This window comes from Modestobacter sp. I12A-02662 (assembly GCF_041028325.1).
Lineage (GTDB): Bacteria > Actinomycetota > Actinomycetes > Mycobacteriales > Geodermatophilaceae > Modestobacter.
In genome coordinates, this window is the sequence record NZ_JABGDE010000025.1 from 1 (window position 1) to 3,444 (window position 3,444).

A 3,444-nucleotide genomic window follows, 5' to 3' on the forward strand; every position below is an offset into this window, starting at 1 on the left:
ATCAGCGAGGTGATCGGCAGCATCAACGACTTCCAGCTGACCATCGCCTCCGCGGTGGAGGAGCAGACCGCCACCACGAATGAGATGTCCCGGTCGGTGCAGGAGGCCGCCGGCGGGTCGACGGAGATCGCCACCAACATCACCGGTGTCTCCACCGCCGCCTCCTCCACCACCCAGGCGCTGGGCCAGACCCGGCAGGCCGTGGACGAGCTGTCGAAGATGGCATCGGACCTGCGCACCACCGTGGGCCGCTTCACGTACTGAAAAACACCCCCTGCCCCCACCACTCGCGAGCTCGTGGCGGGGCCCTGCAGGGAGCCGACCCCCGCGGCCGCCGCTTCGCCCCCTTCCCCGGGCGGAGTGGCGGCCGTGGCCTTTTTCCGGGTCCGCCACCGATTCCCCGGGTCCGTCACCGAGTCGACATGTGACCCCGGCGGAATGGTCGCCGTGCAATTCCGGCGCGTGTGGCGAAACGCGCGATCGAACACAACGGAACCGTCCGGTGCCGTCACACTGGAACCGTTCCCAGTGGCTGCTCGGGACCGCCGTCCGGCGGGACGAGGAAGCCATCCTTCCTCCAGGAGACCGTGATGAGCTCCCGTTCCCTCACCCGTCGGCACTGGTTCGCCGACCGGCCGGTCGGCGTCAAGATCGGAGCCGCCGTCGGGCTGCTCGGTGTGGTGGCCGTCGGACTGACCACCCTCGCCACCGACCGGTTGTCGCACCTCAGTGACAGCCAGCAGGAGATGTACGTCGACAGCGTCATCCCGCTGCAGCAGCTCGGCGCCATCCAGCGCAGCTTCCAGGGCGACCGCGCGCGCTACATCACCTACCCCATGGTCGACGTGGCCGCGCGAGCGGAACTCACCGCCGAGCTCGCCGAGCGCCGGCAGGTGCTGCAGGACCAGCTCGCCGACTACGAGACCTCGGCACCGGACCCCGCTGCGTTCACTGCCCTGTCCAGTGACCTGACCGACTGGTACACGGTGGCGCAGCGGCAGCTCGTGCCGGCCGCTGACAACGGTGACCTCGTCGGGTCCGGGTTCGTCATCACCGGGCCGCTGCAGGACGCGACGGACGTGCTCATGGACGAGCTGCAGGTGCAGCTCGACCAGCACGGCACGGAGGCGGACGTCCTGAACCAGGCCGGCGCTGCGGAGGCCGACACGGCCACGCGACTGCTGTGGGTGGTCCTGGTCCTGAGCCTGCTGGGCGCCGGTGCCCTCGCCTGGTGGGTCATCCGGCAGATCACCGGCACGGTGCGCTCGGTCGCCCACTCGGTCCTCGCCCTGGCGCAGGGCGACCTGACCGTCGAGCCGGAGGTCCGGTCGCGCGACGAGCTCGGGCGCATGGCCGCCGGCCTCAAGGACGCGCAGCAGAGCCTGCGGTCGGTGCTGTCGCAGGTGGGCGCCTCGGCGGATGCGGTGGCCGTGTCGTCGGAAGAGCTGTCGGCGTCGTCGGCGCAGATCTCGGCGTCGGCGGAGGAGACCTCCGCGCAGTCGGGTGTCGTGTCGACGGCGGCGGAGGAGGTGTCGCGCAGCGTGGCCACGGTGGCGGCGGGGGCGGAGCAGATGGGCGCCTCGATCCGGGAGATCTCGCAGAACGCGAACGAGGCGGCGCGGGTGGCGGCGCAGGCGGTGACCGAGGCGGAGTCGACGAACGCGACGGTGGTGCGGCTGGGGGAGTCCTCCCGGGAGATCGGCAACGTGGTGAAGGTGATCACCTCCATCGCGGAGCAGACGAACCTGCTGGCGCTCAACGCCACGATCGAGGCGGCGCGGGCCGGTGAGGCCGGCAAGGGGTTCGCGGTGGTGGCCAACGAGGTGAAGGAGCTGGCCCAGGAGACGGCGAAGGCGACCGAGGACATCGCCCGCCGGGTGGAGGCGATCCAGGGCGACACGGCGCGGGCCGTGGAGGCGATCACCGGGATCGGGCAGACCATCGGCTCGATCAACGACTTCCAGCTGACCATCGCCAGTGCCGTGGAGGAGCAGACCGCCACCACCAACGAGATGTCGCGGTCGGTGCAGGAGGCCGCCGGCGGCTCCACGGAGATCGCCACCACCATCACCGGGGTCTCCACCGCCGCGTCCTCCACCACCCAGGCGCTGGGGCAGACCCGGCAGGCCGTGGACGAGCTGTCGAAGATGGCCAGCGACCTGCGCACCACCGTGGGCCGCTTCACCTACTGAGAACACCCCCTGCCCCCACCACTCGCGAGTTCGTGGCGGGGCCCTGCAGGGGGCCGACCCCCGCGGCCGCCGCTTCGCCCCCTTCCCCGGGCGGAGTGGCGGCCGTGGCCGTTGCCGGGCTTGCCATCTGTCGACAAATGGCCCACCAGGCGACGCCGGTCGCCATTCTGAGGCGCTTCAACAAAACGTTGCGAAATTGCTCCGGATGAAGTCGCAGGCTGCGCACGATGTGCTTGTCATGGACGACCGACCTAGGAGCTTTCGATGAGCACAGCAGACCGACCGCGGACCCGCAGGGCGTGGTTCGCCGACCGGCCGGTCGGGATCAAGGTGCTCGGCGCGGTCGGGATCACGGCGGCTGCTGCGGCCGCAGTCGGCCTCGTGGGCCTGAGCGCCGTCGGGTCCACGCACGACCAGACGACTGCGCTCTACGCCCACGACATGGCGGGCGCCGCCGACCTCGCCGCTGCCAACCTCGCGATGAACCAGTCCCAGCTGGAGGTCGTCAGCCACGCCTCGTCGCTGGACCCCCAGTTCAAGCAGAGGTGGGCCGACCAGTTCACGACGACGGCCGCCGACTTCGACGCAGCGCTCGCCGCCTACGCCACCCACACCCGTTCCGGTGACCTCACCCTGGTGGACCAGGCCAGGGCCGAGTACGCGAGCTTCGCCGACGGGGTGCAGAGCCAGGCCTTCCCGCGCAGCGCCGCGGGCGACACCCGCGGCTACTTCGCCGCCCGCGACCAGTACCTCACCCCGCACATGACCGCGGTGCAGGACATCCTCGGCACGTTGACCGAGGCGGAGGAGCAGGCCGGGGCCGCCTCCCTCGACGAGGCCGGTCAGCAGTACGTCGACACCCGCCTGATGCTTGCCGCACTCCTCGTCATCAGCGTCGCGACAGCGCTGGCCGTGGGAGCGCTGGTGGCCCGCTCCATCACCCGGGGCCTGTCGAAGGTCCGCACGGTGGCCGAGGCGATCGAGGCCGGCGACCTGACTGTCACGTCCGGGCTGACGTCGCGGGACGAGGTCGGCCGGATGGCGGTCGCGCTCGACCGGGCGCAGGAGTCGCTCCGCGAGGTGATGGCGTCCGTGGTGACGTCCGCGGACGCGGTGGCGGCGTCGTCGGAGGAGCTGTCGGCGTCGTCGGCGCAGATCTCGGCGTCGGCGGAGGAGACCAGCGCGCAGTCGGGTGTGGTGTCGGCGGCGGCGGAGGAGGTGTCGCGGAACGTGGGCACGGTGGCGGCGGGCG

2 protein-coding genes and 1 pseudogene are annotated in these 3,444 nt (G+C 71.4%); all 3 read left to right on the forward strand.

Annotated features, from left to right (window positions below):
* Positions 1-264 (forward strand): annotated as a pseudogene (locus HL189_RS22405) (methyl-accepting chemotaxis protein); the annotation flags it as partial.
* Positions 265-590: 326 nt separating this feature from the next.
* Positions 591-2,192, forward strand: a complete 1,602-nt coding sequence (locus tag HL189_RS22410) for a methyl-accepting chemotaxis protein (protein WP_369135947.1) — start codon at positions 591-593, stop codon at positions 2,190-2,192.
* Between the two features lie 264 nt (positions 2,193-2,456).
* The coding region (locus HL189_RS22415) for a HAMP domain-containing protein (protein ID WP_369135948.1) at positions 2,457-3,444 on the forward strand (988 nt) is incomplete at its 3' end.

Bases quoted from the DNA above. Each gene is read 5' to 3' on its own strand.
- HL189_RS22410 (WP_369135947.1), top strand. From the start codon at position 591: ATGAGCTCCCGTTCCCTCACCCGTCGGCACTGGTTCGCCGACCGGCCG.